General features: G+C 64.5%; 25 protein-coding genes. 13 read left to right on the top strand and 12 right to left on the bottom strand.

Annotated elements, in window-relative coordinates:
- Positions 1–13: 13 nt before the first annotated feature.
- Positions 14–859, top strand: coding sequence for a formylglycine-generating enzyme family protein (locus U741_RS0115530; RefSeq protein ID WP_052378894.1), 846 nt, complete (start codon positions 14–16; stop codon positions 857–859).
- Between the two features lie 50 nt (positions 860–909).
- On the opposite strand, the gene tolA is transcribed toward U741_RS0115530, so the two are convergent.
- On the bottom strand, positions 910–1,617 hold the full coding sequence (gene tolA, locus U741_RS18715; protein WP_152551639.1) for a cell envelope integrity protein TolA: 708 nt from the start codon (positions 1,615–1,617) through the stop codon (positions 910–912).
- The gene (locus tag U741_RS0115520; protein ID WP_029891361.1) at positions 1,614–3,092 is read right to left on the bottom strand and encodes an AbgT family transporter; all 1,479 of its coding nucleotides are present in this window, start codon (positions 3,090–3,092) and stop codon (positions 1,614–1,616) included. Before U741_RS0115520 ends, tolA begins: the two co-directional genes overlap by 4 nt.
- 96 nt (positions 3,093–3,188) lie before the next feature.
- Here U741_RS0115520 and U741_RS18030 point away from each other — a divergent pair, with 96 nt between their 5' ends.
- Positions 3,189–3,713 (top strand): copper chaperone PCu(A)C, encoded by a 525-nt coding sequence (locus U741_RS18030; RefSeq protein WP_043110309.1) that lies wholly within the window; start codon positions 3,189–3,191, stop codon positions 3,711–3,713.
- A gap of 11 nt (positions 3,714–3,724) precedes the next feature.
- Here U741_RS18030 and ptsP read toward each other — a convergent pair whose 3' ends face one another.
- The 8 genes from ptsP to U741_RS0115475 form a co-directional block, all read right to left on the bottom strand.
- On the bottom strand, positions 3,725–5,449 hold the full coding sequence (gene ptsP / locus U741_RS0115510) for a phosphoenolpyruvate--protein phosphotransferase (RefSeq protein ID WP_029891359.1): 1,725 nt from the start codon (positions 5,447–5,449) through the stop codon (positions 3,725–3,727).
- A gap of 13 nt (positions 5,450–5,462) precedes the next feature.
- Positions 5,463–5,729 carry an HPr family phosphocarrier protein gene (locus U741_RS0115505; RefSeq protein ID WP_029891358.1) on the bottom strand — a complete coding sequence of 89 codons (267 nt, stop codon included), beginning with the start codon at positions 5,727–5,729 and terminating at the stop codon, positions 5,463–5,465.
- A gap of 26 nt (positions 5,730–5,755) precedes the next feature.
- Complete coding sequence (locus U741_RS0115500; protein WP_029891357.1) at positions 5,756–6,169, bottom strand: PTS sugar transporter subunit IIA; 414 nt, start codon at positions 6,167–6,169, stop codon at positions 5,756–5,758.
- Positions 6,166–7,032, bottom strand: coding sequence for an RNase adapter RapZ (gene rapZ / locus U741_RS0115495; protein ID WP_029891356.1), 867 nt, complete (start codon positions 7,030–7,032; stop codon positions 6,166–6,168). The genes U741_RS0115500 and rapZ overlap by 4 nt, the downstream gene beginning before the upstream one ends.
- A 40-nt stretch (positions 7,033–7,072) precedes the next feature.
- Positions 7,073–7,657, bottom strand: coding sequence for a hypothetical protein (locus U741_RS0115490; RefSeq protein ID WP_029891355.1), 585 nt, complete (start codon positions 7,655–7,657; stop codon positions 7,073–7,075).
- Between the two features lie 8 nt (positions 7,658–7,665).
- Entirely contained in the window at positions 7,666–8,127 is a 462-nt protein-coding gene (locus U741_RS0115485) for a PTS sugar transporter subunit IIA (protein ID WP_029891354.1), read from the bottom strand.
- Positions 8,128–8,194: 67 nt separating this feature from the next.
- Positions 8,195–8,518 (bottom strand): ribosome hibernation-promoting factor, HPF/YfiA family, encoded by a 324-nt coding sequence (gene hpf, locus U741_RS0115480; protein WP_029891353.1) that lies wholly within the window; start codon positions 8,516–8,518, stop codon positions 8,195–8,197.
- Positions 8,519–8,596: 78 nt separating this feature from the next.
- Positions 8,597–10,069 (bottom strand): RNA polymerase factor sigma-54, encoded by a 1,473-nt coding sequence (locus U741_RS0115475; protein ID WP_029891352.1) that lies wholly within the window; start codon positions 10,067–10,069, stop codon positions 8,597–8,599.
- A 165-nt stretch (positions 10,070–10,234) separates the two neighbouring features.
- Between U741_RS0115475 and U741_RS0115470 the strand changes: the two genes are divergently transcribed.
- From U741_RS0115470 to U741_RS0115435, 8 genes are all read left to right on the top strand, one after another.
- A complete protein-coding gene (locus tag U741_RS0115470) occupies positions 10,235–11,209 on the top strand; it encodes an NADPH:quinone oxidoreductase family protein (protein ID WP_029891351.1) in 975 nt (324 codons plus the stop codon).
- Between the two features lie 192 nt (positions 11,210–11,401).
- A complete protein-coding gene (locus tag U741_RS0115465) occupies positions 11,402–11,830 on the top strand; it encodes a low molecular weight protein-tyrosine-phosphatase (protein WP_029891350.1) in 429 nt (142 codons plus the stop codon).
- A gap of 66 nt (positions 11,831–11,896) precedes the next feature.
- Complete coding sequence (gene miaB / locus U741_RS0115460) at positions 11,897–13,234, top strand: tRNA (N6-isopentenyl adenosine(37)-C2)-methylthiotransferase MiaB (protein ID WP_029891349.1); 1,338 nt, start codon at positions 11,897–11,899, stop codon at positions 13,232–13,234.
- Positions 13,231–14,241, top strand: coding sequence for a PhoH family protein (locus U741_RS0115455; protein ID WP_029891348.1), 1,011 nt, complete (start codon positions 13,231–13,233; stop codon positions 14,239–14,241). The genes miaB and U741_RS0115455 overlap by 4 nt, the downstream gene beginning before the upstream one ends.
- Positions 14,225–14,674, top strand: a complete 450-nt coding sequence (gene ybeY, locus U741_RS0115450; protein ID WP_029891347.1) for an rRNA maturation RNase YbeY — start codon at positions 14,225–14,227, stop codon at positions 14,672–14,674. The genes U741_RS0115455 and ybeY overlap by 17 nt, the downstream gene beginning before the upstream one ends.
- Before the next feature lie 2 nt (positions 14,675–14,676).
- The gene (locus U741_RS0115445; RefSeq protein ID WP_029891346.1) at positions 14,677–15,546 is read left to right on the top strand and encodes a CorC family transporter; all 870 of its coding nucleotides are present in this window, start codon (positions 14,677–14,679) and stop codon (positions 15,544–15,546) included.
- 20 nt (positions 15,547–15,566) lie between these two features.
- A complete protein-coding gene (locus U741_RS0115440) occupies positions 15,567–16,760 on the top strand; it encodes an Lnb N-terminal periplasmic domain-containing protein (protein ID WP_161776255.1) in 1,194 nt (397 codons plus the stop codon).
- On the top strand, positions 16,757–17,488 hold the full coding sequence (locus U741_RS0115435) for a DUF2461 domain-containing protein (RefSeq protein WP_029891344.1): 732 nt from the start codon (positions 16,757–16,759) through the stop codon (positions 17,486–17,488). Before U741_RS0115440 ends, U741_RS0115435 begins: the two co-directional genes overlap by 4 nt.
- Here U741_RS0115435 and U741_RS0115430 read toward each other — a convergent pair.
- Positions 17,419–18,159, bottom strand: a complete 741-nt coding sequence (locus U741_RS0115430) for a TetR/AcrR family transcriptional regulator (RefSeq protein WP_084154929.1) — start codon at positions 18,157–18,159, stop codon at positions 17,419–17,421. The two genes, U741_RS0115435 and U741_RS0115430, sit on opposite strands and share 70 nt — an antisense overlap.
- A gap of 157 nt (positions 18,160–18,316) precedes the next feature.
- Between U741_RS0115430 and U741_RS0115425 the strand changes: the two genes are divergently transcribed.
- On the top strand, positions 18,317–19,414 hold the full coding sequence (locus tag U741_RS0115425; RefSeq protein ID WP_052378893.1) for an efflux RND transporter periplasmic adaptor subunit: 1,098 nt from the start codon (positions 18,317–18,319) through the stop codon (positions 19,412–19,414).
- Complete coding sequence (locus U741_RS0115420) at positions 19,411–22,497, top strand: efflux RND transporter permease subunit (RefSeq protein WP_029891341.1); 3,087 nt, start codon at positions 19,411–19,413, stop codon at positions 22,495–22,497. Before U741_RS0115425 ends, U741_RS0115420 begins: the two co-directional genes overlap by 4 nt.
- Before the next feature lie 58 nt (positions 22,498–22,555).
- Here U741_RS0115420 and cysS read toward each other — a convergent pair whose 3' ends face one another.
- Positions 22,556–23,935, bottom strand: coding sequence for a cysteine--tRNA ligase (gene cysS / locus U741_RS0115415; protein WP_029891340.1), 1,380 nt, complete (start codon positions 23,933–23,935; stop codon positions 22,556–22,558).
- Positions 23,936–24,008: 73 nt separating this feature from the next.
- Here cysS and U741_RS0115410 point away from each other — a divergent pair, with 73 nt between their 5' ends.
- Positions 24,009–24,959 carry an MBL fold metallo-hydrolase gene (locus U741_RS0115410; protein ID WP_084154925.1) on the top strand — a complete coding sequence of 317 codons (951 nt, stop codon included), beginning with the start codon at positions 24,009–24,011 and terminating at the stop codon, positions 24,957–24,959.
- Positions 24,960–25,254: the final 295 nt, after the last annotated feature.

Genomic DNA, 25,254 nt, shown 5'->3' with positions numbered 1-25,254 from the left:
GTGTAATCAACACATGAAAATGCAAACGATGTACACCGCAGTTCTGGGTGGGGCGCTTGCCCTGAGCGTCATGCCTGTAGCGTTTGCGCAGGATGTAGACCGGCCATTGCGCTTGCCGGAAATGGTCGAGCTACCGGGCGGCAGCTTTCAGATGGGCGACCTCGATGGCTTGGGCACCGCTTACGAGCGCCCGGTGCGCACGGTACAGATCGCGCCGTTCGCCATCGGCAAGTACGAGGTGACCTTCAACGAATGGGCGCCGTGCATGGCTGCCGGTGATTGTGAGCATCGACCCTCTCACGAAGGCTGGGGGGCCGACGGCCGCCCGGTGATCAATGTCAGCTGGAATGACGCCAAGGCCTATGTGCGCTGGTTGAGCAAGGAAACCGGTGACACCTACCGGCTACCCTCCGAGGCGGAGTGGGAATACGCCGCGCGCGCCGGCACTGAAACGCGCTACAGCTGGGGCGACAGCTCGGAGTGGATGTGCGACAAGGCCAATGTCTTCGACCGCGATGGTCTGGCCAAAAACCCTGACTGGAACTGGCACGTGCAGTGCAAGGACGGCGAGCCGTTCACCGCGCGCGTGGGGCAGTACAAACCCAACCCCTGGGGCCTGCACGACATGCTGGGCAATGTCTGGGAATGGACTGAGGACTGCTGGCACCCGGACTACACCGGTGCACCCACCGATGGCAGCGCTTGGATTGACGGTGGTCAGTGCGGCAAGCGCGTCAACCGCGGTGGTGGCTGGGGCAATCACCCACGCACCATGCGCTCGGCGACGCGCGATGCCGACAACGTCGGGGACCGCAGCGACGGACTCGGCTTTCGTGTGGTGCGGGAGCTCTCGCGCTGACCGGTGGCCCGGCCTGACGACGCGACACCCGCCCGCACCTTCCCGGTCGACTACAGCAGTTCGCTCGCGTCCCAGGTCATCATCATGGTCTGGGTGTCGCCGCGGGCTTCAGGGTCAACGGGGAACGGGCTGGACTTGTAGATCGCGCGAATCACCGAGTCGTCAAAGGTGTCGTTCCCTGATTTTCGGGTGATTTCGGTGTCGGTGACTTCGCCGCGCGCATTCAGGGTGATGCGCACGTCGCAGCTCAGGCTCGAGCTGATGCCCGGCGGTAACAGCCAGCGGCCTTGCACCCGGTCGAAAATGCCCTTTTCTCGTGAACTTGCGAAACGCTCGGCGTCGGTCTCGCCGTCTTCAGCGGCGGGCGCAGCCGGTTTGGGCCGTGGCGTCGCGGTGGGGCGCTGGGTGGGTTGTGGTGTCGCCGGCGGGGTCGGTGTCGGCGTGGGGGTCACGGTCGGGGTCGGTGAGGGCTCAAGGCCAATCACGTCTTCCTCTGGCGGCGGCGGTGTAGGCGGCGGTGTGGGCTCTGATTCTGGCGTCTCGGGTTCGGGCTCGGGCGCCTGCACCTCTTCGGTGAGCATCACCACCTCCATCACCGATGGCGGGCCCGGGTCGCGTGTGCCCCACAGCAGATCCGGCACCAGCAGCGTGATGAGAAACGGGCTCAGGTGCAGCGCCAACGCCCACAGGGTTGCCCGTCGGTCAGGACGGGCCGGGTGCGCATAAGGCGGCGTCTTCTTTGGTGCGACGAGACTCAAAATCCCAGCGGCAAACCCGCACTCCAGTAAAGCAGCAAAAACACGGTCCAGACCGTCATAAATGTTGCCGCGTAGGGCAGCATCAGCGCGGTCAACGTGCCGATACCGGTGCCGCGCACATAGCGCTGGCAGAACACGACAATCAGCGGAAAATACGGCATCAGCGGTGTGATGATGTTGGTCGACGAATCACCGATGCGATAGGCCGCCTGGGTCAGATCCGGCGAAATGCCCAATTGCATCAGCATCGGCACCAGCACCGGGCCCATCAGCGCCCATTTCGCCGAGGCCGAACCGACAAAGAGATTCAGCAACCCGGTGAGCAACACCATCCCCACTACTGTAACCGCTGCGGGCAGGGCGAGCGCTTGCAGCGCCTGCGCGCCTTTGAGCGCCAGCAGCACGCCGAGGTTCGAACTGCCGAACGCGGCGACGAACTGGGCGATGAAAAACATGATGACCAGGTAGTAACCCATGCTTTGCATCGCCCATGTCATGCCGGCTATCACGTCACGGTGGGTCGTCACGGTGCCGGCGACGATGCCGTAGATCACGCCGGGCAGCAGGAACAGGATGAAGATCAGTGCCACCAGCGAGGTCATCAGCGGAGCGCGTGCTTCGGTGAGGCCGCCGTCGGGTCCGCGCCACGGCGAGCCGCCGGGCAGTGTGGTCAGCACCAGCGTGATGACGCCGCCGAGCATCACCAGTCCGGCGGTGCGCAGCGCGCGCCGCTCGGCGTCTGTCAGGGGGCTGAGCTGCGGCAGGTCGGCGGTGTCGCCATCGACCGCCGTGCCACGAAGCCGGGGCTCAACGACACGGTCGGTGATCCACCAGCCAAGTCCGACAATCAGCAGGCAAGAGGCGGTGGTGAAAAAATAATTGTTTAGCGGGTTGATGCTCAGCTCAGGGTCGATCAACTGCCCGGCGGCTTGGGTCAGGCCGGCGAGCAGGGGGTCGAGTGACGACGGCAGAAAGTTGGCCGAATAGCCGCCCGACACCCCGGCAAACGCCGCACCAATGCCCGCCAGCGGGTGTCGCCCGGCGGCATAAAACAGCACGCCGCCGAGGGGAATCACCAGCACGTAGCCGGCATCCGCGGCGCTGTGGCTGGCGATGGCCGCGAGGATCAGCATCGGTGTCAGCAGACGCGGCGACGTCACCGCCAGGAGGCCACGCAAGCCGGCATGAATGAAGCCGGTGCGCTCGGCGACGCCGATGCCGAGCATGGCCACCAGGACCACACCCACCGGATGAAAGTGGGCGAACACCGGCACGACGTTGGCGGCAAAGGAGGTCAGTGCCTCCCCGGTGAGTTGATTGTTGACGGTCAACGCGTCGCCGCTGCGTGGATCGGTGAGCTGCCAGTCGACACCGGCCAGCGCCCACGAAGCGACCCAGACGATCATCAGTAACCAGACAAACAGGATGGCGGGATCGGGCAGTCGATTACCCAAGCGTTCAATGGTGGCGAGCATGCGGTGTTATCGCCCGGCGGCAGCGTTGGTGTCCAGCGGCCTGCGCGTCGCGTCGCTTTCGGCGAGCATAGAGGCCCCGGTTGCCGAGAGACTTCAATGTTTGCCTGCCTTCGCGCCGCTGCACTTTCACTGCTGTTTGTCTTGGGCCTCGCGGCTTGCCAGCGCGACACACCCGTGGCCGACGCCATGGTCGCCGATGCGGGTGAGACCGCGGACCCGTCCGCGGCGGTCGTCACCGTCAGTGATGCCTGGGTGCGTGCAACGCCGCCCGGTGCAGCAGTGGCGGGGGGCTATTTCACCCTGACCAACAACTCGACGCAGCCGCTGCGGTTGGTGGCCGTCGAAACACCGGCCGCGCCGGGTGTCGAGATCCACGAAATGCGCTCGGTCGACGGCGTGATGCAAATGCGCGAACTCAATGAGGGCGTGGTGCTCGATCCGGGCCAACCGGTGACCTTGGCGCCGGGCGGCATCCACCTGATGCTGATGGCGCCGCCGACGGCGCTGGCGGCGGGCGATGAGGTGACCCTGCGGTTGGTTTTTGAAGGCGCCGATGCCATCGAGGTGCAGGCGCCGGTGCGAACCGGGGCGCCGACCTCGGGTGACGCCGCACACCACTGATGTCGTGGAGCCTAAAGTCCGTCGATCAGCGTTTGCATCTCGACCGGGTCGGTACACGCCAGTAGCCGTTTGGCACGGCGGCGCAGGTCCTGGACGCGTGATTCGCGAATGATGCGCTTCACCTCCAGCACGCTCGACGGGTGCATCGAGAACTCGGTCAGCCCCAGCCCCAGCAGCAGGCGGGTGAAGCGCGGATCACCCGCCATCTCGCCGCACATGGCCACGGGAATGCCGGCCTTGGCGCCCGCCTCGATGGTCATCGCGATCAGCCGCAACACCGCCGGGTGCAGCGGGTCGTAAAGATAATTGACCTCGTCATCGACACGATCAATGGCCAGCGTGTACTGAATCAGGTCGTTGGTACCGATCGAGAAAAACTGCGCCGAACGGGCCAGCATCGGTGCGGCGATGGCCGCGGCGGGCACTTCGATCATCGCGCCAATCTCCACCGCCTCGCCCAGGGCGGCGCCTTCGGTGAGCAGCTCCTCGCGCGCTGCGTCGATCAACGCAGTGGCTTGTCGATACTCGTGCAGGCTGGAAATCATCGGCAGCATGATCTTGACCTGCCCGTGACGCGCAGCGCGCAGCAGGGCGCGTACCTGGGTGCGGAACAGTTCCGGCTCTTTGAGGCACAGGCGGATCGCGCGCAGACCCAGCGCCGGATTGTTCGGCGTCGGGCCCTGGCTGCGGCCGGAGTCGACCTGTTTGTCGGCCCCAAGATCGAGCGTGCGGATGGTGATGGGGCCCTGCACCGCCGAGACAATGGCCGAGTAGGCTTCGTACTGTTCGTCCTCGGTCGGCAGGCCCGCGCGGTTCATGAACAAGAATTCGGTGCGGTAGAGACCCACGCCCTCAGCGCCGTACTCGGCGGCCATGGCGGCGTCGCCGGCCATTTCGATGTTGGCGAGCAGGCGGCAGGCCACGCCATCCCGCGACAGGGCCGGCTCGTTCTTGAGCTTGATCAACTCGGTGCGATACGCCGCCTGCTGCGCCTGCTTGTCGCGGTAGAAGGCTTTGGCGGATTCTTCCGGCGCGGCCAGCACGTGACCGGCTTCGCCGTCGACGATCACCCACTCACCGTCGGTCAGCAGGCGGCGCGCGTCGCGCAGCCCGACGATCGCCGGAATGCCCAGCGAGCGCGCCAGAATTGCCGTGTGAGACAGCGGCCCACCGAACTCGGTGACCAGGGCTGCGACCTGTTGCTGGGCCAATAGGATGATGTCGGCGGGGGTGATGTCGTCGGCAATCACCACCAGCGGGTCGGCGAGCTCATTGCGCTCGGGCAGTTGCCGCTCGCTTTTCAGCAGGATGCCCAGCACGCGACCGCAGACGTGCTGCACGTCATCGCGGCGGGTGCGCAGGTACGGATCATCCATCTGCTCGAACACCGCCATCAGCGCGTCGCGGGCGCGGCGCAGCGCGGCCTCGGCGTTGATTCGCTGCTCGCGAATGGTCTGCATCGTCGCTTCGCTGATCGAGCGGTCTTCGACCATCAGCAAATGTGTGTCAATGAAAGCCGTGATGTCGCCGGGCGTGCCGCCGGGAATCTGCGCCTTGACCGCCTGCAGCTGGGTTCGCGCACGCTGGATCGCCAGCGCGAAGCGCGCGACCTCGGCTTCAACCTCGTCGGGTGCAAGGCTGTACTCCGGCGCGTCAAGATCGGTGCCGTGCAGTTTCTGCACCCGGGCGATGGCGATGCCGCGCGAGACGCCGATGCCCGACAGCCAGAGACTCATGCGCGCGGAGCCTTCACGAGTCTTCGCCGAAACGGTTGGCGACCAGCTCGGCCATGCGCTCGAGTGCGATGTCGGCATCGTCGCCAACGGCAATCAGCGTGATTTCGCTGCCCTTGGCCGCCGCCAGCATCATCACGCCCATGATGGATTTGCCGCTGACCTCTCGGTTGCCTTTGCGCACCCGAATATCGGCGCGAAACAGGCTGGCCATGGTGACCAGCTTGGCGGCCGCGCGGGCGTGTAACCCGAGGCGGTTGACGATTTCGACAGTACGTTCCATGTGCGGGTGGGGTTCCGGGTAGGGCGTCAGCAAACGACGTCGGCGCAATGAAAAACCCCGCGTCGACCCCCGTCAACCGCCGTGCGGGCAAGTTCGGTCAGGGATTGGTCGGGGTAGTTGAAGATACGCATCAGCATCGGCAGGTTGAGGCCGGCCACCACGGGCAGGCCATGCAGCTCGCCCAGCTTGTTGGCGATGTTGCTTGGGGTGGCGCCGAAAACGTCGGTGAGCACCAGCACGCCGGCGCCACGGTTCAGTCGCTCGATCATCTTGCCGCCCTGCATCAGCAGAATGTCGTGGGACTGCACGCGGCGCACTTCGAGCACGTCGGTCGGTAGCGGCAACGGCAACGGCATCATTTCACGCAGCGTTTCAAGCAACACGTGACCGACCTTGCCGTGGGTCACCAGCAGGACGCCGACGCCGCCTGCGGCTGTCACGCCGAACCCCGCAGCTCGCGGTGGCGGACGACGAGCTTGTCGAACATGGGGCGCAGTGCGTCGGCCAGCGACTCGACCAGGTAAACGCTGCGGTGCTGACCGCCAGTACAGCCGATGGCAACCGTCAGATAAGCCCGGTCCTGGGCGCGAAAGGCGGGCAGCCAACGTTCGAGCAGCGTGAGCAGGTCGCTGCGCATTTCGAGCACTGCCGGCTGCTCTTCGAGCCAGTTGCGTACGGTAGCGTCACGGCCGGTCTGGCTGCGCAAGGAGCGGTTCCAGTGCGGGTTGGGCAGACAGCGCACGTCAAATACAAAGTCGGCATTGTTCGGTGCGCCATGCTTGAAGCCGAACGACATCAGCGTGAGGGCCAGCGTGTCGCGGCCGCCGCCGGGAATTTCGCCATGAATGCGTTCGCGCAATTCGTGCAGGTTGAGCGGGCTGGTGTCGAGGACGGTGTCGGCGGCGTTGGCAATTGGCGCGAGCAATTGTTGTTCGAGGCGGATGGCCTCGATCAACGGCCGCTGGTGGTCACTCAGCGGGTGGCGGCGACGGGTTTCGCTGTAGCGCGACAGCAGGGTGTCTTCGTTGGCGGTGAGAAACACCACCCGGGTGGTGACGCCGCGCGCCTGGATCTGCTCGAGATAATGGCTGAACGCGGCGATTAGCTCGGGGCTCTCGCGCGCATCGATGCCCAGTGCCAGCTCTTCATAGCGCGGGCTGGGGCGTGCCAGCGCGTCGATGACCAGCGACTCCAGCAGGTTCAGCGGCAGGTTGTCGATGCAGGTATAGCCGAGGTCTTCGTACTGTTTGAGCGCGACGGTCTTGCCGGCACCCGAAAGCCCGCTGACGATCACCAGCTTCATCGGCGCAACCGGGTAAGTCGGTGAATCGAAAGGGCGCGGTTCATGGCACGGGGTCGGGTGGCGTGTCGGCCTGGGTTTGGCGGATGGCGCGCAACTGGCGGGCGGCGAAGTCGCGGTCGGCGCGATAGCCGCCGTTGCGAATCTGTTGGTCGCGGCAGGCCGTCTCAACCAACACCGCCAGATTATGCCCAACGCGGATGGGAATCGAGAGCTGCGGCAGCTCGACGCCGCACAGGCTTACTGTTTCGCGGCGGCCCATGATGCGTTCCATGCCGTCACTCCACCATGGACGCTCGGGATCCGGTGGCGGGTCCAGCGAAATCAGCAGCCCCAGCGCTGCGGACGCAATGACCGCGCGTGGACCGAAAATCTTGCGGATGTTGAGAATGCCGAGACTGCGGGCTTCCAGAAAACCGGAGATCACTGCCGGGCAGTGGCCGATCACATGAGGTCCCTGGCGGATGAACTCGGTGGCATCGTCAGCCACCAGCGGATGGCCGCGGGCGAGCAGTTCGAGCGCCAACTCGGACTTGCCGACACCGGAATCACCCATCAGCAGCACACCAAGACCCCAAACCCGCATGAACACGCCGTGGCGGGTGACCGGCGCAGCGGATGTGGCCACGGGCGGCGCTACTGCGGCGGCTGGTATTGCGTCACCAGCCCGTGCAGCGGTGCACTGTCTTCGGTGCTGCGCAGGCGGGCGCAGAACGCCTCGTCGGAAAACATTTCGGCGATGGCGGCGAGGTGTTTGAGGTGTGCTTCGGTGGCGGTTTGCGGCACAAGCAGGCCAAACATCAGGTCGACACGGGTGGCGTCGTGGGCATCGTAGTCCAGCGGGTGCTTGAGGCGCATGAAGGCACCGATGGCCTTGTTGACGCCGGCCAGTCTGCCGTGGGGAATGGCGACGCCGCGTCCGAGACCGGTGCTGCCGAGTTTCTCGCGGGCGGTGAGGCTGCCGAGGACATCGCTGGCCGACAGTGAGGGTTGGCCCAGGGTCAGCAGATTGGAGAGTTCTTCAAGCGCCTTCTTCTTGCTTGTGAACGTGACACCGGATACGACGCGATCCGCTCCCAGAATGTCGCTGATGGTCATGCAGTCCGCCGTTGTTCTCGGTAAAGGGCCCGGGCGTCGCCGATCAGCGGCGCCCGGGCGGTAAAGCTTACTGGATGGTCATGCGCTTATGCGCTTCTTCCTGATGATGATCGCGCACCTTGTCCTTGTGGCGGCGAGTCTGGCGGTCGAGCTTGTCCATGAGACGGTCAATGGCCGCATACATGTCGGTTTCGGTGGCTTCAGCGTGCAGGTCGGCACCCGAGGCGTGCACGGTGGCTTCGGCTTTTTGGCGGTCTTTTTCGACCGTGAGCACGATTTCCGCGCTGATGAGGTGATCGAAGTGGCGCTCCACCCGCTTGAGTTTTTCGTGCACGTATTCGCGCAGCGCGGGGGTTAAGTCGACATGGTGGCCTGACAGATTAAGGTTCATCTAGACGCTCCTGCCTTGAATGCCGGGGGAAGCCCGGCGGGTTGAACGCGTGTCACTTCGTGGGGGGTTGGCGAGCCCTCACGAAAACACGCTCCTGCGTTCGTGCGACGGTGCAATGCCAAGACCTTCGCGGTACTTGGCGACCGTGCGACGAGCGACCTTGATGCCCTCGGCCAGAATCTGGTCTGAGAGGGCGGAATCGGACAAGGGTTGGTCTGCGGGCTCGGCCGCCACCAACCGCTTGATGATGGCTTGGATGGCGGTCGCTGACGCGGTGCCGCCTTCGGTGGTCGAGACATGGCTGGAAAAAAAGAACTTCAGCTCGAAGAGCCCGCGCGGTGTCGCCATGTACTTGTTCGCGGTGGCTCTCGACACGGTGGATTCGTGTATCCCCAATTGCGCTGATATGTCGCGTAACACCATCGGCCGCATGGCCTCCGGTCCATATTCCAGAAAAGCACGTTGGCTTTCAACTATGGCTTGGGCAACGCGCAACAGCGTTTCGTTCCGCGCCTCAAGCGCATGGATGAATTGCCGGGCTTCCTGCAGATGACCCTTCATCAGCTTCTGGTCGGGGCTAGCGTCGGCGCGCTTGATCAGCTGCGGATACACCGAATTGATGCGCACCTTGGGCCGGTGCGCCGGGTTGAGGCTGACCTGCCAGCGGTCCTTGTCGCGGCGGACGAACACGTCGGGCGCGACGTAGTTGGACTCATGGTCCATGAACGGCCTGCCGGGGTGCGGCTGCAGGCTGCGGATCAGCGTGCGGGCATGGTCGATTTCGCTGACGCTGACCTTGAGTTGATTGGCCAAGGTCGCGTCGGGCGTCTGCGGCAGCCGCGCCAGATGGCCTTCAACCAGCCGCAGTGCGGTGGTCGCGCCTGGCGTGCGTGACGACAGGTTCCAGAGTTGCAGTTGCAGGCATTCGCGCAGATCGCGTGCGGCAACGCCCGAAGGATCAAAGCCCTGCACGGTTTCAAGCGCCTCGTCGATTTGCGCGTCGCTGACGCCGTAGCGCTTGCGCAGGTCGTCGGCCACCGACTCGAATTCGCGCAGGTAGCCTTCGGCATCCACCGAGTCGATCAGATGAAGACCGATGTCGGCCATCACGCCGCGCAGTTCGCAGAGTTGCAATTGCTCAAGCAGGTGGTCGTAAAGGGTGCGCGCGGCCGAGCGATTGGCATCGAGGAATTGCTGCAACTCGTCGTTGGGCGTGCCGCTGCTGGGGCTGGGGTCGAGGTCGCAGCAGTCGCTCCAGTCGGCATCGACCGGCAGGCTTTCGCCCAACACCTCGGCATCGCCAAAGACCTCCGCCTCGGGGCCCTCGCGAACCGTCACGCCGGTGTCGTCAGCGGCTTCGTCGATTTCGGCGGGCGCGCTGTCGTCCGTGCCTTCAGCCTCGTCGCGCTCCAGCATCACGTTGCCGTCCAGAGCCTGTTGAATCTCCAGTTCAAGGTCGAGACTGGACAATTGCAGCAGCCGGATGGCCTGTTGCAGGGCAGGCGTCATCGACAGCGATTGGCCCATTCGTAGGCTTAGCGCGGCTTTCATGACCAGGGTTCAGCGTTGATCGGGACCATGTCCGCATCATAGCCAGAACCGGCATGAATATTGCAAGTAAGTTGATTGTCAAGGCCGCCAAACGGTGCTTGCACGGCCCCTCAGTGGTTGGCCGACCGGGTTATGGTAGCGCTCCCCCCGGTCTGGAGTTGCCCTTTGAAAGCCATCGTTTGTACGCAGTTCGGTGGTCCTGCGCTGCTCGACTTGCAGTCACTGTCCGACCCCAAGCCGGGTCCGCGCGAGGTGCGCATTGCCGTGGCGGCCGCAGGGGTGAATTTTCCCGACACGCTGATCATTCAAGGCAAGTATCAATATCGCGCCGAGCCGCCGTTCGTCCCCGGCGCCGAAGTGGCGGGCGAGGTGGTCGAGGTCGGGGACCAGGTCAGCCGCCTCAAGGTAGGCGACCGCGTGGCGGCCTTTACTCCGGTCGGCGGCTACGCCAGTCAGGCGGTCGCGCCCGAAGCGGCCTGCGTGCCGCTGCCGGCCGGCATGTCGCTGACCGAGGGCGGCGGTTACGGTTTGGTGTACGGCACCGTCAGCCATGCACTGATTCAGTGCGCGGCACTCAAGGCGGGTGAAACGCTACTGGTGCTCGGCGCTGCCGGCGGTGTCGGGCTGGCGGCGGTGCAACTCGGCAAATTGATGGGCGCCCGCGTGATCGCGGCGGCGTCCAGCGACGCCAAGCTGGCACTGGCCCGAGAGCAGGGCGCCGACGACGGCATCAATTATCGTGACACCTCGCTCAAGGATTCGGTCAAGGCGTTGACGCGCGGGCAGGGTGTCGACGTGATCTTCGACCCCGTCGGAGGCCCGCTTGCACGCGACTGCCTGTCGGCGGCCGGCTGGGGCTGCCGCTACCTCATCGTCGGTTTTGCCGAGGGCAATATTCCCGAGTTGCCGGCCAACCGTCTGCTGCTCAAGGAAATGGCTGCCAAAGGCGTGTTTTGGGGTGCGTTCACGGCGCGCGAACCGGCGACCAACGCCGCCAACTTTGCGCAATTGGCCGCTTGGTACGACGCCGGCCGTTTCAAGCCGGTGATTTCGCAGACCTACGCGCTCGACCAGGCGCCGCAGGCGCTGCAGGACCTGCTCGACCGCAAGGTGACCGGCAAAGTCGTCTTGGTGCCCTGAAGACACGCATGCTGCCACCGGCGTTGCGGTGGGGGGCACGACAGCGGCCGACAAAAAAGGCGCGAAGGAACAGTCAAAAACATAAAATCCTGCCGCTGCCGGTTTTCATCCGTGTGTTCGGCGCCCGCGCCGGATGCCTGTTGGAAGTGCCCCACCGCAGCTCAGGCTTGTATTTAAGGATTGGTCTTCACGATGTTCAACAATATCCTGGTGCTGTGCACCGGCAACATATGTCGCAGTCCGATTGCCGAGGCGCTGCTCAAGGCGGCGCTGCCGGCGCGGCAGGTGCATTCGGCCGGTATCGGCGCGATGGTTGGCTGGCCGGCCGATCCACACTCGGTGTCGGTCTGCACCGACGCCGGCGTCACCCTCGACGCGCATCGTGCGCGGCAGCTCACCGGCGAGATGATGCAGGCCGCCGATCTGGTGCTGGTCATGGATCAAGGTCACGTCGATGAACTCACGCGGCGCTACCCGCAGCATCGCGGCAAAGTGCAAAAGTGGCTGCGCTGGCAGGGCAACGTCGATGTCGACGACCCCTACGGCATGCCACGCCGCGAATTCGAGCGCATTTACGCCGAGATCGAGAGCGGGACGTCAGACTGGGTCAAGCGGCTCTGAGCGCGGCGTCACCGGCCGCAGCCGGGCGCCCGTTATACTGCGCGCCGTTGCGTCATAGTCCCCAGCATGTCCAAAAAGCTTTACCTCATCACCTACGGGTGTCAGATGAACGATTACGACTCGGCCAAGATGGCGAGCGTGCTCGATGCCTCGCACGGCTACACCCGCACGCAGGATGCGGACGAGGCCGATCTGCTGCTGCTCAACACCTGCTCGGTCCGTGAAAAGGCCCAGGAGAAAGTGTTCTCCGAGCTCGGCCGCTGGAAGGACTGGAAAGCCGCCAAACCGGACCGCGTCATTGGCGTCGGGGGCTGTGTCGCCAGTCAGGAAGGTGAGGCCATCGCCAAGCGCGCCCCAATGGTCGACCTGGTGTTCGGGCCACAGACCCTCCATCGCCTGCCCGAACTGCTCGACACCACGCGGCGCACCCACAAGCCTGCCGTGGACATCAGCTTTCCCGAGATCGAGAAGTTCGATCGTCTGCCGGAGCCGCGTGCCGAGGGCGTGACCGCGTTCGTCAGCATCATGGAAGGCTGCTCGAAGTACTGCACCTTCTGCGTGGTGCCCTATACCCGTGGCACCGAAGTCAGTCGTCCGCTGGACGACGTGCTCACCGAGTGCGCGCAGTTGGTCGATCAGGGCGTGAAGGAAATCAACCTGCTCGGTCAAAACGTCAACGCTTACCGCGGCCCCATGGGCAAGAGCGGTGAGCTTTGTGACTTGGCGCTGCTGATCACCTATCTGGCGCGCTTCGACGGCCTCAAGCGCATCCGCTACACCACCAGCCATCCGGCGGAATTCACCGACGCGCTGATTGACTCGTTCGCCGATGAGCCCAAGCTCGCCAGCTATTTGCATTTGCCGGTGCAAAGCGGCGCCGACCGCATTCTCGGGATGATGAAGCGCGGTTACACGCGCGCCGACTATCTCGCCAAGATCAAACGTATTCGTGCCGCGCGGCCCGACATCTCGCTGTCATCGGATTTCATTGTCGGGTTTCCGTCTGAGTCGGACCTCGATTTCGTTGAAACCATGGACTTGATCGCCGAGGCCGGTTTCGACGGCGCCTTCAGCTTCGTTTACAGCCCGCGTCCCGGCACCCCGGCATCGAATCTTCGCGACAACGTGCCGCCCGAGGTCAAGAAGCAGCGCTTGAGCCTGCTGCAGAATCGTATTCGCGGGCTCGACACCGAGTTCAAGGAAGCCCTGGTCGGCAGTCGACAGACGGTGCTGGTCGAAAAAATTGCCAAGAAGGGGGGCGGGCAGATCGCCGGCCGGACCAGCACCAATCGCTGGATCAATTTCGAGGCGCCGGAATCGCTGATTGGTCAGTTCACCGACGTGGTGGTAACCGAGTCTCAGCCCAACTCGCTGCGCGGCCGCTGGGTTGCCCCGACCCCATGACGTCTCCCACACGGCCTGCCCAGGCCCGGATTGATGTGGTGCTGGCGCCGGATGACGCCGGTCGGCTGGCCAACCTCGCCGGGCCGTTCGACGCTCACCTTCGGCAGATCGAGCTGCGGCTGGGCATCGAGATCCGCAATCGCGGCAACCTGTTCCAGTTGGTGGGGACCCGTGCCGATGCGCAGCGTGGCGAAGCGGTGCTCAATAGCCTGTTCAATCTGACCTTAGAGCAGCCCATCGGCACCGAACAGGTGCACCTGGCGCTGGCCGAGCACACCGAACCGGCCGAAGCGCCGCTGGCCTCGCAGGAAGAAACGGTCGAGGGGGAGGTCATCATTCGCACCAAGCGCGGCGTGGTGCGCGGCCGCAGTGTCCAGCAGAAGGCGTATCTCAGTGCCATTAACCGGCACGACCTGAATTTTGGTGTCGGGCCGGCCGGCACCGGCAAGACCTACCTGGCCGTGGCCAGTGCGGTGAACGCGCTCGAGCGCGACCGCGTGCGGCGCATCGTGCTGGTGCGCCCAGCCGTAGAGGCCGGCGAAAAACTCGGGTTTTTGCCCGGCGACATGGCCGACAAAATCAACCCCTACCTGCGGCCGCTCTATGACGCCCTTTACGAGATGATGGGCTTCGAAAAGGTCGCGCGGCTGACCGAGAAGAACGTGATCGAGGTGGCGCCGTTGGCCTTCATGCGCGGCCGCACGCTCAACGAGAGTTACGTGATTCTCGACGAAGCGCAGAACACCACCCTGGAGCAGATGAAGATGTTCCTGACGCGCCTGGGTTTCGGCAGCGTCGCGGTGGTGACCGGCGACGTGACGCAAATCGACCTGCCACGTCATGAGAAGTCGGGCCTCAAGCACGCACTGAACATTGTCGCCAACATTCCCGGTGTCAGCGTCACCCACTTCAAGAAAGAAGACGTGGTGCGCCACCCCCTGGTACAGGCCATCGTCGAGGCCTACGAACAGTTTGAAGAGCAGAACCCGGATGGCGCGCATCCCTAATGTCCCGAGCGTCAAGATCACCGTGCAACGGACGGTTCCGGCGCGCGGCATCCCCAGTGCCGACAGCCTGCGCGGATTTGCCCGCGCCGCCTTGCAGCCCGGTGCAAGCGGTGAATTGACGATTCGTATTGCCGACCCCCTTGAATCGCGCGAGCTGAATCGCAGTTATCGCGGCAAGGACAAACCGACCAATGTGCTGTCGTTTGGCTACGATGTGCCGGACATGCTCGGCGACCTGCTGATTTGCGCTGACGTGGTGGCGCAGGAAGCCGCCGAGCAGGGCAAAATGCCTCGCGCTCACTGGGCGCACATGGTGGTTCACGGCTGCTTGCATTTGCAGGGCTTTGATCACGAATGTGAGCCGGAAGCGGCCCACATGGAAGCGACGGAAACAGCCATCCTGGCTGCTTTGGGGTTTCGCAACCCCTATTGAGAATGAACGACGACGAACCTCCCAGTACACCCGCTTCAGACGATACCCCGATAGGCCGCTGGTGGCGCCGCGTGACGCAGTCGTTTGCGCACGCGCCCGAGACCCGTGAAGAGCTGATGGCGGTGCTCATCGAAGCCCGCGACGCCGAGCTGATGGACGCCGACGCCCTGACCATGTTTCAGGGCGTGCTTGAAACCGCCGACACGCAAGTCAGCGACATCATGGTGCCGCGCTCGCAGATGGTGGTGATCGAGGCCGACCTGCCCATGGAACAACTGCTGCGGTTGGTGGTGGAGTCGGGCCACTCGCGCTATCCGGTGATCGGCGACTCCCGCGATGAAGTGATCGGCGTGCTACTGGCCAAGGACCTGCTGCAGTACGCGGCCATCATTCCTGACCTGGGACCGGGCGAACTGGCACTGCGCGACATCCTGCGGCCCGCAGTGTTTGTGCCCGAGTCGAAGCGCGTCAATGTGCTGCTCAAGGACTTCAAGCGCGGTCGCAACCACATGGCCATCGTCGCCGACGAGTACGGCGGCGTCGCCGGGCTGGTCACCATCGAGGACGTGTTGGAGCAGATCGTCGGTGAGATCGACGACGAACACGACGAAGCCGAGGGCGCCACCATCCTGCGTCAGGACGAGCGGCGCTTTCAGGTCAATGCTTTGACGCCGATCGAAGACTTCAACGAGTACTTCGAGTGCGAACTGCCTGACGACGAGTTCGACACCATCGGTGGGCTGGTGGTGCATCACTTTGGGCACATGCCGCGACGCGGTGAGACGCTGCAACTCGGCGGCTTCAATTTCAACGTGCAGCGTGCCGATTCGCGGCGCCTACACCTGCTGCAAGTGATGCGGTCGGCAAGCTGATGTGGCGGCGGGCGCCGTGGTTGCTCCTGCTGCTGGCACTGAACGGTGTCGCCGGCGCCCAGTCGTCGCCGCCCGCAGCACCGCAAATCAGCCTGCTGACGTTTCAACCCGGCGAGGTGTATTGGCAGCGTTACGGTCACAACGCGCTGCGCGTGGTCGAGGCGCGCGGTGAGGCGGTCTACAACTACGGCATCTTCGACTTTGGCCAGAAGAACTTTGCGCTCAACTTTGCGCGCGGCCGCATGCAATACCGGCTGGCCACCGAACCTTTTGATTACACCCTGGCGGTGTACGCCGAGCAGGGCCGCTGGGTGAACGAGCAGGTGCTCGATTTCTCGCCCGAACAGGCACGCCGGGTGGCACGGTTTCTGGCGCACAACGCCCTGCCGGAAAATGCCGAGTACCGCTACGACTACTTCACCGCCAATTGCAGCACCCAGGTTCGTGACGTGATCAACCTCGGCAGTGATGGCGCGCTCGAATCTGCGCTGACCCCGGTGATGACGCCTGCCACCTACCGCAGCGATGCCGCGCGGATGATGGCGCCGCTGCCCCCCATGATGTGGCTGACCGACGTGCTGCTGGGGCCGTCGACCGACCGACCGATCACGCTTTGGCAACGCAGCTTTCTGCCTGAGGTCTTGATGGACGGCGTGCGCCAGGTGCGCCTTGCCGATGGCCGCCCGCTGGTGCGCAGCGAGCAAATGCGGGTGCCCGGCGATACGTCGGGCGGTGTTGATTCGGCACCGAAGCTGGTGATGCCGTTTGCCGTGAGTGGTCTGACCGGCGCGGGCGCCTTGTTGCTGCTTGCCGGCTGGGGCGCACAAACGGGGCGGGGCGGGGCGACGGCCGCCGCCCGCTTGGCCTGGACTTTCGCGTTTCTTGCCGTGCTGGTCAGTGGACTGGTCGGCTGGGTGCTGCTACTGGGCTGGACGCTGACTGATCACGAGGTGATGCACGGCAACCTCAGCCTGATGGCGTTTTCGCCGGCCTCGCTGTTGCTGGTGCCGATGCTGATCGTCTGTGCCTGTCGCCGGGCCCCGCTGAGGACGCTGGGTGTCGGGCTGCTGGTCTTGCCGGTGGCTACAACGCTGGTGGCGCTGCTCGGCCAGCTACTGCCCGCCGCCCAGCAGCACCTGCACTGGCTGCTGTTTTGGCTGCCGCTACATCTGGCAGTGTTGGTTGTATTGACCACGCTACGGCGCCCGCGATGACCTACTTCACCCCCAAGACGCTGCGTTTTCTGGCCGATTTGGCCGCCAACAATCGTCGCGACTGGTTTGAGGCGCATCGGGCGGCCTATGAGCGTGACGTGCGAACGCCGGCGCTGCGCCTGATCACGGCGATGGAGACGTTGATCCGCGAGGTCCATCCCGCGTTCATGGCCAGCCCGAAGAAGGTCGGCGGTTCATTGTTCCGCATTCACCGCGACACCCGTTTCAGCGGCGACAAGACACCGTACAAGACCCACATCGGCATCACCTTTTTTCACGCAGCAACGCGTGCGACGGCACGCACCGCCGATACCGGCAACGCGGCGCGCGGCCGCCTTGATGCCCCGGTGTTCTACCTGCACATTGCGCCGGGCGCGAGCTTCATGGGCGGTGGCATCTGGCATCCACAGGCACCGGCCTTGCGGCAGATTCGCGAGTATCTGGTTGACAACCCGGCGAGCTGGCGTTCGGTCACCCAAGGTGCGGACTTCACGCAGCGCTACGCCCTCGGCGGCGATGCGCTGGTGCGACCGCCGAAAGGCTTTGATCCGCAGCACCCGCTGATCAACGATCTGAAGCGTAAAGACTTCATCGCCTCGACCGATGTCGCCGACGAAGCGCTGATGCGCGCTGATCTGCCGCAGTGGCTGGTGGACCGCTATCGTCCCTTGGCGCCACTGGTTGATTGGCTGTGTGATGCCTTGACCCTGCCGACCGACGGCGACTGATAGGCGCGCAGAAACATCTCGACCACATCGTTGACATGTTGCTTGCGTTCGGCAGTCGTCAACGGCCCGCGACAGGCCATGAGCACCTGCAGGTGGTGCACGCCCTTCAGCAGGCAAAAAAAATGTTCGGCGGCAGATTGGGGATTATCGACCCTGAGCTCGCCGCTTTCGTTGGCGCTGCGCAGCAATTGCGCGAACTGGCGCAGCGTCGGTGCCGGGCCGGCGGCGTAAAAGAGCTTCCCCATGCGGTCGTCGGTGCGAGCTTGCGCCGCCATCATCCGGTAGAAGCTGACCACCTCGTCGTCCATCACCAGATCGACAAAGCCCAGGCCGATCTGTGTCAGACGGGCACGCAGTGGTTGTGGGCGACTGGGGTCAAAAAAGGCCGGCGGTGCGTGGGCCTCGCTCGTTGCAATCACCGCCGCCACAAACAAGGCGTCCTTGTCGGCAAAGTGCGAATACAGCGTGAGTTTGGAGACGCCCGCAGCGCGGGCCAGCGCGTCCATGCTGGTGTCGCCAAAGCCTCTTTGCGAGAACAGGGTCTTGGCAGCCTTGAGGATAGCAACGCGCTTTTCGGGGTCTTTGGGGCGTCCACGGCGGATCGGTGCCGCAGCAGGTTTGGCCGGTTTGCCGACGGGGGCGGTGGTGGGATGGGGTACGTCTTTGGGCAAGGTTTACGCCTTTCGTTGACGTCGGATAAAGATATACCATACCGTACAGTTTATTAAGTCGATAGTCAGGGGCGAGCGCTCCACACAGGATTCAAGAATGCCTCAGGCACCGCAGGTCAGGCGCAGTCACAGGGCTCTTTTGGTCACCGGGGCAAGCGTGTTGTTGGCATTGGGTTTGCTGGGGTGTGACGCGCCGGCAGCGCCTGACACGTCGCGGCGTCCGATCGTGGTCGAGCCGGTGGTTGCGGTGGATCAGGTGGGCGTCAAGCTGTATCCCGGCACGGTGACCGCGCGCGATGACAGCGTGTTGAGTTTTCGGGTGTCCGGCGAAGTGACAAAGCTGCCGGTGGACGCCGGTGATCGGGTCGAGGCCGGTGACCTGCTTGCCGAACTGGACCCACAGGATGCGCGCCTGACCTTGCGTGCCTCGGAAGCTGCCGTGACCGCCGCCGAGGCCGATGCGCGATTGGCCGAAGCCGAGATGCGCCGCTACCGCGACCTGCTTGATCGTGGCTTCATCAGTGCTTCCGGTTTCGAGCTGCGCGAGAATCAGTACGCGCTCGCCAAGGCCCGGGTTGACCAGGCCAAGGCCGAAGCGGCCGTCAACCGCAACCTGTCGCGCTACACCCGGCTGGTGGCGCCTCAGCAGGGCTTGGTGACCTCCACGTCGGTTGAGTCGGGCGAGGTGGTCAGTGCCGGGCAGCCGGTGCTGCGCTTTGTTCCCGACGACGGTCGCGAAGTCGAGATTCAGGTGCCAGAAGGCCGCTTGGGCCAGTTTGACGTGGGCACCGAGGCCAGCGTTGGGCTTTGGGCCCATCCTGACCGGCGCTATCGCGCCTCCGTGCGTGAAGTCACCCCGCAGGCTGATCCGGCGACCCGAACCCATCGTGTGCGGCTGCAATTTGTTGATGCCGACGATCAGGTGCAACTGGGCATGACCGCCAACGTGCTGGTGGACCGCGCCAGCACCGAGACCTTGTTCCTGGTGCGCCACTCGGCTGTCGGTGAGCACGATGGCAAACCCGCCGTGTGGCGCGTGGTCGACGATGTGGTCGAGCCGCAGGCCGTCGAGGTGGTGCGCTACCAGGAAGCCGGCGCCGTGTTGCGTGGCCCTTTGCAAGTGGGTGAATCGGTGGTTTCTGCCGGTGTGCACCGGCTGATGCCGGGGCAGGCGGTGACGGTCAGTGAGCGGCCCTATGCCGAGCGCGACGAGGCCAAGGTCGACGCGAGGATCGAGGCCCGGGTCACGCCATGAGTCTCAACCTGTCGGACTGGGCGCTGCGCCATCGCGGCATCGTGGTCTACCTGATGGTGATCTTCGCGCTGCTCGGCAGTTACAGCTACCTGACGTTGGGGCAGAGCGAGGACCCGCCGTTCACCTTTCGCGTGATGGTCATCACCACGCTGTGGCCCGGTGCCACGGCCGAAGAGGTCGAGCGGCAGGTTACCGACCGGGTTGAGGAGAAGCTGCAAGAGAGCGCCTATGTTGATTTTTTGCGTTCTTACTCGCGGCCCGGCGAGAGCCAGGTGTTCGTCGTCATGCGCGAAGACATCGACCCGAACCGCACCGAGGACGCGTTTTATGAAATGCGCAAGAAGGTCGGCGACATCGCCCACCTCATGCCGCAGGGCGCCGTCGGACCATTTTTCAACGACGAGTTCGGCGACACGTTCGGTAACATCTACTCGCTGACCGGCGCCGACTATTCAGCAGCCGAGCTCAAGTTTTACGGTGACCGGATTCGTGACGAGCTGCTGCGCGTCCCGGACGTGGCCAAGGTCGAGTTCTTTGGCAATCCCAGCGAAACCATCGAAATTCAGCTCGCCAACACGCGGCGCAGCCAGTTGGGCGTGCCGGCCGAGCGGATCATCGAGGCGGTGCGCGCTGCCAACGCGGTCAGTCAGGCCGGTTATTTCGAGTTGGGCGACGACCGCATCTACCTGCGGCTGAACGATCGCATCGACAGCGTCGACAGGCTGGCCGATACGGTGATCAGCTTTGATGGCCGTAGCTTCCGCCTGGGCGACATCGCCACCATCCGCCGCGGCTACGCCGAACCCCAGGACCCGCAGGTGCGCTTCAATGGCGAGCCGGCGTTGGGTTTCGGCGTGTCGATGGAAAAAGGCGGTGACATCGTCGGGCTGGGTCGTGCCCTCGACGCGGCGTTTGCCCGCATCGAGGCGGACTTGCCGCTGGGGCTGACGCTGTCCCGCGTCGCCGATCAGCCGCGCGCGGTGCGTGCCAGCGTCAACGAGTTTGTCACCGTGCTGGCCGAGGCCGTTGCCATCGTTCTGGTGGTCAGCTTTTTCTCGCTGGGGCTGCGCACCGGACTGGTGGTGGCCCTGTCAATTCCGTTGGTACTGGCGATGACGTTTCTGGCGATGAAGCTGCTGGCCATCGACCTGCACAAAATCAGCCTCGGCGCTCTGGTGCTGGCGCTGGGTCTGCTGGTCGATGACGCCATCATCGCCGTCGAGATGATGGCGGTGAAAATGGAGCAGGGCTGGGAGCGGGGTCGTGCCGCAGCGTTCATGTACACGACCACCGCATTTCCGATGTTGTCGGGTACCTTGGTGACGGCGGCCGGCTTTTTGCCCATCGCGCTGGCGCAAAGCGGCATCGGCGAATACACCCGCGCAATCTTCCAGGTGGTCACCCTGGCGTTGTTGATCTCGTGGTTTGCGGCGGTGATCTTCGTGCCCTATCTGGGCTACAAGTTGTTGCCCGAGCGCAAAGATGTCGAGGCCCACGACCCTTACCAGACGCGCTTTTACCGGCGGCTGCGGCAAATCATTGCCTGGTGCGTCGATCACCGGTACGTGGTCATCGGCGGCACCGTGGTGATGTTCGTTGGCAGCCTGGTCCTGTTCACCAAGGTGCCGCAACAGTTCTTCCCCTCGTCCACCCGGCTGGAACTGCTGGTCGACCTGAAGCTGCCGGAGTCGGCCAGCCTCACGGCAACGCAGGAGGCCGCGCGCAAGCTTGAACACCTGCTGCAAACCGACGCGGTCGTGCAGGACGGCGTCGAGCATTACGTCGGCTATGTGGGCACTGGCGCGCCGCGCTTCTACCTGCCGCTGGACTTGCAGTTGCCGCAGCCCAGCTTCACGCAATATGTTCTGAATACCCGCAACATTGAAGCGCGTGAAGCGACTCTCAAGCGCCTGATCGAAACCATCCCCGATGCCATTCCCGAAGCCCGGTGGCGCGTGCTGCGGCTGGAACAGGGTCCGCCGGTCGGTTATCCGGTCCAGTTTCGTGTCAGCGGTCGCGATACCGAGGCAATCCGTGAGATCGCCGATCAGGTCGCCAGCCTGATGCGTGCGCATCCCGACCTGGCCAATGTGAATCTTGATTGGGACGAGCCATCAAAGGTGGTCCGCATCAAAGTCGACCCCGACCGCGCACAGGCGCTGGGTGTCAGTGTCGAGTCGGTCTCGCAGTTTCTTGGCAACTCGCTGCTCGGCGCGCGCGTGACCCAGTTTCGCGAAGACAACAAGCTGATTGATGTGTTGTTTAGAGGGCCGAAGGACGAGCGCGCGCGCCTTAGTCTGCTCGAATCGACCAGCGTGCCCACGGCCGATGGCGGCAGCATTCCGCTCAATCAGGTGGCGACGTTTGAGTACGGGTTTGAGCCGGGCATCACCTGGCGCCGTGACCGCATTCCCACCATCACCGCGCGCGGCGACGTCTACACCAATGTGCAGGCACCGGTCATCACCGCACAGTTGTCCCGGCAACTACAACCAATCCGCGAGGCGCTGCCGCCGGGGATCTTCATCGAGGCGGGCGGCTCGGTGGAAGAAGCCGGCAAGGGACAAAGCTCGGTCAACAAGGGCATGCCGGCGTTCGTGGTGGTGGTGCTCACCTTGCTGATCTTTCAGCTCAAGCGCTTTTCGCTGGTGATGATGGTGGTGTTGACCGCGCCGCTGGGCATCATCGGCGTGGCGCTGTTCCTGCTGGTGCTGCAGGTGCCGTTCGGCTTCGTGGCCATGCTGGGCACCATCGCGCTGAGCGGCATGATCATGCGCAACTCGATCATCCTCGTCGACCAGATCGAGCACGATCTTGGGCTCGGCGCCAAGCCTTACGACGCGGTCATTGACGCAACCGTTCGCCGTTTCCGCCCCATCGTGCTGACCGCGCTGGCAGCGGTGCTGGCGATGATTCCGCTCTCGCGCAGCGTCTTCTACGGCCCGATGGCAGTGGCCATCATGGGCGGGCTGATTGCCGCCACGGGTCTCACGATCCTGTTCCTGCCGGCACTTTATGCCGCTTGGAATCGCATCAGGCCCGACACTCCGGCATCACCGGCCACGCGCGAGGCGCTGGATTAGCCCGCCGGGCGGCTCGGTCTGGCGCGTGGGATCGGGCCTGCTGTGGGGTGTGGTGGGGTCATGTCCGCCGCCAGCGCTGGCCGTCCTTGCTGTCTTCCACCGCGACGCCCAGCGCCTTGAGTTCGTCACGCAGGCGATCTGAGCCCGCCCAGTCCTTCGCGGCGCGTGCCGTCACACGTTGGGCCAGCAGGGCCTCGGCGCCGTCGGGCAAGGCTTCGTCCTCACCGCCCGCAAACCATTGTTCGGGCGTCATCTGCAGCAGGCCCAGCGCAGCGCCGGCGCTCAGCAGTTGGGCCTTGAGTCGGGCCTTTTCAGCCAGTGCCGTGGCTTTGTTGGCGTCGCGTGCGAGCTCGAACAGCACCGCCAGCGCCTGCGGGGTGTTGAGGTCATCGTCCAGCGCCGCGCTGAAGGCGTCGGGAAGCGCTATATCGCGGGCCGCTTCGACGTCCGCCAGCGTGCGCAGCGCGCCATAAAGTCGGTCGAGCTTCTTGTTGGCCTCGGGAATCACGTCGTCGGTCCAGTCCAAGGGCTGACGGTAGTGCGCCGTCATGAGCACCAGGCGGATGGCTTCGCCCGGCCCCTGCTTCAACAGCTCGCGCACCAGCAGCACGTTGCCGATGGACTTGCTCATCTTCTCGGCGTTCACGTTCACAAAACCGTTGTGCACCCAGTAACGGGCAAACGGGGCACCGCCGTGGGCGCAGGTGCTCTGCGCGATTTCATTTTCGTGGTGCGGAAACACCAGATCGTGGCCCCCACCGTGAATGTCGAGCGTCTCGCCCAGCAGCGCCTCGGCCATGGCCGAGCACTCGATATGCCAGCCGGGGCGGCCGCGCCCCCAGGGGGAATCCCAGCCGGGTTGTTCGGCGCTCGACGGCTTCCACAGCACGAAGTCGCCGGCATCCTTCTTGTAGGGCGCAATCTCGACGCGCGCACCGGCCTGCAGACTTTCTTCATCGCGGCGCGACAGGGCACCGTAATCGGCGTAGCTGCGGGTGTGAAACAGCACATGGCCCTCAGCCGCGTAGGCGTGGCCGCTGGCGATCAGGCGCTGGACCATATCGATGATCTGCGGCAGATGCTCGGTGACCCGTGGCTCAAGGTCGGGCCGTGCGACGCCGAGGGCCGCCAGATCTTCGTGATACGCCGCCGCATAGCGGTCGGTGATCACGCGGATGTCGACGCCTTCCTTGGCGGCGGCGGCGTTGATCTTGTCGTCGATGTCGGTGATGTTGCGGACGTAAACCACCTGTGGATATTGCCGCCGCAGCCAACGCGTCAGCACGTCGAACACCACGGCCGGGCGCGCGTTGCCGATGTGCGCGTAGCTGTACACCGTGGGGCCGCAGACATACACCGTGACGCGCGCCGCGTCTTGCGGGGTAAACGGGGCCTTGCTGCCGGTCAGTGTGTTGTAAAGCTGCATGCGTACGGACATCACCAAAAATTGACGGCGAAGCATACCGTTCCCGGTCATCGTCGGCCTTGCAAGGCGGCGCTATGCTGCCGTCATGGATCGACCCCCGCACCATCGACCGCAGGGATTCTGTAACCCGCACAGCCTCGACCGTCACGGCAGCGCGGGGTTGGCATCTTTTTTGTGGGAGTGGGCGCGCAACCGGCCGGCGGGACGACCCCCCGAGGTGCAGCGGCCCGACCTGAGTTTTCTGCGCGGCAACCGGTCGGTGGCCACGGCCACCTGGTTGGGGCACGCCAGTTTTCTGGTGCAGCTGGACGGGCTCAATATCCTCACTGACCCGCATCTGTCGCCGCGCGCGTCACCACTGGGGTTTGCCGGTCCCGAGCGCCTCATTGCGCCGGCGATCGACTTGCCCAACCTGCCGCCCATCGACGCGGTCCTGCTGTCACATGACCATTACGACCATCTGGATGCGCCGACATTGCGCGCGCTGGCCGAGTCGCATGAGCCGGCGGTGATTGCACCGCTGGGCCATGCCACGCTGCTCGCTGAGCTGGGCTGTCGCCGGGTCACCGAGCTGGACTGGTGGGCTTGTCACAAGCGTCGCGGCGTCAGTGTCACCGCCGTGCCGGTTCAGCACTTTTCCGGGCGCGGGCTGGGCGACCGTAATCGGCGATTGTGGGCGGGCTTCGTCCTTGAAGCGGACGGGCGCAAGGTGTTCTTCGCGGGTGACACCGGCTATTCCCCCGACTTCGCCGAGATCGGGCGACGCTTCGGACCCATCGACCTGTCGCTGATTCCCATCGGCGCCTACGCGCCGCGAGACTTCATGCGCCCGGTGCACGTCGATCCGGAGGAGGCGGTGAAGATTCACCAGGATGTCGGCAGCCGACTGTCGCTGGCGATGCATTGGGGGACATTTCGCTTGACCACCGAACCGCTGGACGAGCCGCCGCAGCGTCTGCGTGCAGCCCTGGCGGCGGCGCATATTGATGACAGTACGTTTCGGGTTGTTGATCCTGGAGAGACGGTTTACTGGTAGGGCGGGGTGGCCTTAGTGGCTGGGTCCATGGCCGACGCTGGACAGATTGATGGACCCTCTTGTGAGTTACATGGGCGACATCACCAGCTTTGTTGGCTCAGTGGCCGGGACTGCCCCCGGCGGGGCACTCACTTTTCTACTGCTAGAAAAGTAAGCAAAAGAGCCACCCCATGTTTCGGCTTTGGGCTTGCAGCCCAAAGGCCCCTGCGCTTCTCGCGCCAGGCGGGCTTGCGCAAACTCGCTTCGCTCAAACAAGCGCAAGCCTTTTCGCCTGCCACTCCGATGCTCGGCCGAA

The organism is Polycyclovorans algicola TG408, from assembly GCF_000711245.1.
Taxonomy (GTDB): Bacteria; Pseudomonadota; Gammaproteobacteria; order Nevskiales; family Nevskiaceae; genus Polycyclovorans; species Polycyclovorans algicola.
This window is presented reverse-complemented; position numbering and strand designations above follow the sequence as displayed.